This is a genomic window from Neisseria sp. P0021.S005 (assembly GCF_051956955.1).
This window is the reverse complement of the sequence record NZ_JBQCWY010000156.1, coordinates 1-5,927: the sequence shown is the minus strand read 5'-3', so window position 1 is coordinate 5,927 and position 5,927 is coordinate 1. Positions and strand designations below refer to the sequence as shown.

Below are 5,927 nucleotides of genomic sequence, written 5' to 3'. Positions count from 1 at the left end.
GTTTGAGTGGCGGCAGCGTTAGCAGCCAATACAGCGTGGGTTTGGGCGCAGCCTCTTATGAGCTTGACCTCTTCGGCCGTGTCCGCAGCACCAGCGAAGCCGCGTTGCAAGGTTATTTTAATGTGGCCGCAAACCGCGATGCCGCCCATCTGACCCTGATTTCTACCGTTGCCAAAGCCTACTTTAACGAACGCTACGCGGAAGAAACCATGGCATTGGCACAACGCGTATTACAAACCCGTGAAGCGACTTACAAGCTCTCGCAATTACGCCATAAGGCCGGCGTGATTTCCGCCGTTGATTTGCACCAACAGGAAGCGCTGATTGAATCGGCCAAAGCCGATTATGCATCCGCGGTGAAAAACCGCGAGCAAGCGCGCAATTCCTTGGCCATGCTGATTAATCAACCTCTGCCCGAAGATTTGCCTGCCGGCCTGTCTTTGAGCAAACAGTTCAAAATCACCAAACTGCCTGCCGGTTTGAGTTCGGACGTGTTGCTCAACCGCCCGGATATCCGCGCGGCCGAATACTCGCTCAAACAAGCCAATGCCAATATCGGCGCGGCACGTGCGGCCTTCTTCCCGCGCATCAGCCTGACCGGTTCTGTCGGTACAGCTTCCGGCGAGTTGAGTGGCCTGTTTAAGAGCGGCACGGGTGTTTGGGCGTTTGCACCGTCCATCACGCTGCCTATCTTTGACTGGGGTACCAACAAAGCCAATCTTGACGTAGCCAAACTGCGCCAACAGGCACAAATCGTTGCTTATGAAGCCGCTGTTCAATCCGCATTTAAAGACGTTTCCAATGCTTTGGTTGCGCGCGAACAGCTGGATAAAAGCTATGAAGCGTTGAGTAAACAAAGCCGTGCCTACAACGACAGCCTGCGCCTTATCAGCCTGCGCTACAAACATGGCGTATCCAGCGCATTGGATTTACTGGATGCCGAGCGCAGCAGTTATAGCGCGGATACTGCTCTTTTAGCCAATCAGCTGACCCGTCTGGAAAACCTTGCCGACTTGTATAAAGCACTTGGCGGCGGTTTGAAACGAGAAACCAAAGCTGCTGAATAAGTATTTTCCTTCTAAAATCAAAAGGCCGTCTGAAACATTTAGGTTTCAGACGGCCTTTTTGTTATGCGGCAATTCTAAGCTTTTAATTTTTCGCTTAAAGTGGCTGCATAGGCTGCGCGTTCGTTACGGCTGGCTTCGGGCTGGTGTGTGTTGAGCGAAGACCATTTGCGGTTGCTACGCGCTTTGTTGAGTTCGCTTGGCAATTTGGCCGCATTCCATGGCGCTTTGCGTTCTTTTAGCTCGATATGCGACTGAGCCGCATGGCCGCGCGTTTGCAAGACGTGCAACAAATCCAGTGCGCGTGCGGCGAGCAGGGTAAGGGTTTCCGGATCGGTATGCAGGGTTTGCCTGCCGTTGATTTTGTCGGTGATGTCTTGGGCATTGGGCAAAATGCCGCCCAACAGGCCGCCGATGGCCGTACCCAAACCAAGTGAGCCGCCAAGCGTGGCAATATCCAAGCCTAAGCCGATGAGTGCACCTGCGGTTGCGCCGGTACCGGTACGGATGCCGTAATGTTTGAGCAATTCGCTGTCAAACGGATCTTGTTTGAAGGCTTTGGGCATCCATGTGCTGTCGCTGCCGACTTCGTCGTGATAGAAGCGGTAAAGTGTGAACAGGCGTTGTTGCATTTGCCGCTCAAGTTGGCGGATTTCCGATTGCATGACTTCCAAAGTCGGGGCAGGGTCGTCGTTTTCGGCAATTTCTTGGGTAAATGCGGCGGCATCCAGCAGAAAATCGGCAATTTCACGGCGCGCTTCCGTATCCAGCAGTTGCCACTCGCGACGGCGCATATTGATGAGGCGGTCGAGGATGTCGCGCTTGGGTAACATGGTGGCAAGGTTGTCCCACAATCGGATTTCGCCTTCAAAGTCGAAGGCAACGGTATCGAAACCGGCGTAAACATGCAGGTTTCTGCGGGCGAGCATATTGGTCCAAGCGGTCAGGTCTTGATTTTGGGTGAAGTTGAACACGGGCATGATGGGCTTGGCGCACCAAGACAAAATAGTCAGCTCGTCTTTGTATTTGTCGAGGACGGGTTCCCGCGCATCGATGACGTACATGGCCATATCGCTTTGCATGACTTGGCGCAGAACTTTGGCCTCTTGGTTAAACTCGTGATGCGATTCATGGCTGTTGAGGAATTGCTGGATGCGCTCAATGCCGTCATCGCGTGCGGATGTATGGGTTTCCAGCCAGTCCAACACGCCGCCGGCATCTTCAAGGCCGGGTGTGTCGTAGAGATAAACCAGGCTGTCGTCGCCGTCGTTGATAAGGGCTTCTTCGACATGGCGCGTGGTGGAGGGCGCGTTTTTCACTTCGCCGAAGGTGCTGTCGCGCAAAAGCGTACGTAAGAGCGAGGTTTTGCCTGTGTTAGTATGGCCGACGACGGCAAGGGAAAGTGGGGTGGTCATGGTTGTGGGTTGGGTTGATATGGACTATGAATGTGTGAGTATGGAGCCGTTTATCTTTAGTGGCAATATATGTTTCAGACGGCCCTAAATTCTTTTTATATATGGGCGAAAATAGCAAGAAAAAGAGGGGAATAGTGGATTTGTTGTTTTTTAGCAAAATACTTGAAAATAGATGGGAAAACAGTTGACAGGAGGGTAGAAGGCTAGGATAATTCGCGCCGTTGAGTTGCTTGATGCAGCTTGATTTTTCTCCTCTATTTCTCCTTTGTAGACTTGGCGCATATCAAAACGGTATGCGCATTTTTTTATCTACATTGAAACATGATTACATTTAAGATCTGTTAATTGAATAATTAAGAAACTTTACAAGAAAAATACTTGCGCGGTTGAATATCTTGTTGCATAATTCGTTTCGTTAGCTGGTTCGAGTAGTCAGTTAATAGTTTCTCCTCTATTTCTCCTTTGTAGACTTGGCACACATTCTGTCGGATGTGTGCATTTTTTTTGCCTATTTAAAATAAAGGCCGTCTGAATGTTGTAATCTTTCAGACGGCCTTTGTTTGTTGAATAGAATTAGATGTCTAATACTACTTCTTCTTTGACTTCTTCCATGACAACATAGCTGCGGCTTTCGGAAGCAGCCGGCAGTTGCAGCAGGATATTGCCGAGCATATCGCGATAGGCGGACATATTGGGCAGGCGGACTTTGATAAGGTAGTCGTATTCGCCGGATACTAAGTGGCATTCCAGAATTTGCGGAATCTTCAGCACTTCGCGTTTGAAGTCTTCAAAAATATTGCCGGATTTGGAACGCAGTCTCAGCTCGACAAAGACCAAGAGGCTTTGGCCTAAAGCATGAGGATTCAGATGGGCGTGATAGCCGGTAATGAGGTTGTCGCGTTCCAAGCGGCGGACGCGTTCGGTTACTGGCGTAGTGGAGAGGCCGACTTTTTCAGCCAATTCAGTCATGGGGATACGTGCATTTTGTTGTAGGAGCTTGAGGATTTTTAAGTCGGTTTTGTCGAGTTCTTTCATGGCCTTGATGTCTGTCGTTTTCATTTGGATTGAATCATAACCTTAAAACAGGCTGAGAAGAAGCATAAATGCCTAAAGGTGCGCATGAGTTCTAAAATATGAATAGATTATTCTTGTGTATTTCATGGAATCCTGTGTAGTTTTTGACCTATAATATTTACTTCAAAGTAATAGGGCAGGCCGTCTGAAACGGAATGCCGATAAGAGGAATACATTATGCGTCCGCTCAATGCGCAAATCCGTTTGGATAATTTACGTCAAAATTATCGTTTTCTCAAAGAGTTGCATGGCAATAAATTGTTGGCCGTGATTAAGGCCGATGCTTACGGGCATGGTGCGGTCAGATGTGCACACGCGTTGGCGGATATTGCCGACGGCTTTGCGGTGGCAACGGTAGATGAAGGCGTGGAATTGCGTCAAAACGGCATTAAAAATCCGATTGTTTTGTTGGAAGGCGTGTTTGAGGCTGCGGAATATGCGGATGTTGACCGTTATGATTTGTGGCCGGCAATCGGTAGCCAATGGCAGTTGGAGGCGTTTGTGCATCATGAGTGGCAACGTCCGACGACCGTATGGCTGAAAATGGACTCGGGTATGCACCGTGCCGGTTTCTTTCCGCATAACTATGCCGCCGCCTATACTGCATTGAAACAATCCGAATCGGTTGAAAACATTGTGAAATTCAGCCATTTTGCCTGCGCGGACGAACCGGAAAACGGCATGACCGAAATGCAGCTTGAAGCGTTTGATTTGGCGTGTGAGGGTTTGGAAGGCGAAGAGAGCTTGGCGAATTCCGCCGCGATTTTGAACGTGCCTGAAGCGCGGCGCGATTGGGGACGTGCCGGTCTGGCCTTGTATGGTATTTCGCCTTTCGGCGGCGTGGATGAGCGTTTGAAACCTGTTATGCGCCTGACTTCCCGTGTTTTCGGCGAGCGCGTGTTGCAACCGCATTCTCCGATTGGCTACGGCGCAACGTTCTACACCAGCAAATCTATCCGTGTCGGTTTGATTGCCTGCGGCTATGCCGACGGTTATCCGCGTCGCGCTTCCACTAATTCCCCTGTGGCAGTGGATGGCAAACGCAGCCGTATTATCGGCAGGGTATCTATGGATATGATTACGGTTGAGCTGGAAGCATCGAAAGAGGGCTTGGGCGCGGAAGTCGAGCTTTGGGGCGATGTGATTAATATCAATGAAGTTTCCGAAGTTGCCGGTATGATTCCGTACGAAATTCTCTGCAATATCAAACGTGCGAAGTTTACTTATATCGAGTAAGCAGTAAAAGATGAGGCCGTCTGAAATGTGTTTTCAGACGGCCTTTTTATTAGCTGCAATTAAAACGATTCGTCAGCGCGTAGATAACGCCATTTGCCCGGCGGCAGTCTGCCGAGTTTGACTTTACCCATGCGGATGCGTTTCAAACCGACGACACGCAGGCCGACCAGTTCGCACATGCGGCGGATTTGGCGTTTTTTGCCTTGTCGCAAAATAAAGCGCAACTGGTCTTCGTTTTGCCATTCGACTTTGGCGGGGCGCAATTTTTCTCCGTCCAAACTCAAGCCGTGGTTGAGTAGGGCGAGGCCTTTATCGTCCAGTTTGCCACGGACGCGGACAAGGTATTCTTTTTCGCTGCTGCTGTTTTCACCAATCAGTTGTTTGGCAATGCGGCCGTCCTGAGTGAGTACTAACAATCCGACGGAGTCGATATCTAAGCGGCCGGCAGGGGCTAAGCCGAATTTGTGTTTTTCGCTGAAAGGGATACGGCTGTCATCGCCTTCCCAATGGTTTTCGGCGGTAATGAGTTCTGCGGCGGATTTATAGCCTTTTTCTGCCTGCGCGCTGACGTAGCCGACGGGTTTATTCAGAAGGATGGTTACGCGCGCTGCTTGTTTTTCATGGGCTTGTTTGTTGAGGTCGATGCGGTCGCGCTCGGTGACTTTTTGACCGAGTACGGCGGTTTGACCGTTGACTTTGACCCAGCCTTGCTCGATGTAACTGTCTGCCTCGCGGCGCGAGCATAAGCCCAATTGCGCCATGCGTTTGGAGAGGCGCATGGTTTCGGAATCGTTGTTTTGCATGGTATGGCAATATAGAGAAATGGGAATGTCGGATTATAGCATTGACTGTTTGTCAGGCCGTCTGAAAACTGAATTTTTGGGTTTTCAGACGGCCTTTCGTTTGTTATATGTTAAGGAATATTTAGTTTTGAAGTAAAAAATGAAGGGTATATTGTCTGTTTGTGTTAACCTTACGGACGAACTAATCATTTTGTTTTCAGTCGAATTTGGGTTGAAATGACATTTCACTCATGAAATCATGAAGACTATAATGACTGGTCTTTCTGAAGCGCATTAAGGCAGTTTGTCGCTAAAGCAAGCCTTGGTGCATCACGTTTTAAGGATAAATCAATGAA

5 protein-coding genes are annotated in these 5,927 nt (G+C 49.5%); 2 read left to right on the top strand and 3 right to left on the bottom strand.

Annotation, left to right across the window (positions count from 1 at the left end; all coding sequences use genetic code 11):
• On the top strand, positions 1-1,067 hold a 1,067-nt coding region (locus ACTHUE_RS09675), incomplete at its 5' end, for an efflux transporter outer membrane subunit (protein ID WP_440423366.1).
• A 74-nt stretch (positions 1,068-1,141) separates the two neighbouring features.
• On the opposite strand, the gene ACTHUE_RS09670 is transcribed toward ACTHUE_RS09675, so the two are convergent.
• Positions 1,142-2,479, bottom strand: a complete 1,338-nt coding sequence (locus tag ACTHUE_RS09670) for a GTPase/DUF3482 domain-containing protein (RefSeq protein WP_107849057.1) — start codon at positions 2,477-2,479, stop codon at positions 1,142-1,144.
• 573 nt (positions 2,480-3,052) lie between these two features.
• The gene (locus tag ACTHUE_RS09665) at positions 3,053-3,514 is read right to left on the bottom strand and encodes a winged helix-turn-helix transcriptional regulator (RefSeq protein ID WP_440361293.1); all 462 of its coding nucleotides are present in this window, start codon (positions 3,512-3,514) and stop codon (positions 3,053-3,055) included.
• A gap of 216 nt (positions 3,515-3,730) precedes the next feature.
• Between ACTHUE_RS09665 and alr the strand changes: the two genes are divergently transcribed.
• On the top strand, positions 3,731-4,789 hold the full coding sequence (gene alr, locus ACTHUE_RS09660) for an alanine racemase (protein WP_049336198.1): 1,059 nt from the start codon (positions 3,731-3,733) through the stop codon (positions 4,787-4,789).
• Positions 4,790-4,848: 59 nt separating this feature from the next.
• Here alr and ACTHUE_RS09655 read toward each other — a convergent pair whose 3' ends face one another.
• Positions 4,849-5,592 carry a pseudouridine synthase gene (locus ACTHUE_RS09655; RefSeq protein WP_004520512.1) on the bottom strand — a complete coding sequence of 248 codons (744 nt, stop codon included), beginning with the start codon at positions 5,590-5,592 and terminating at the stop codon, positions 4,849-4,851.
• Positions 5,593-5,927: the final 335 nt, after the last annotated feature.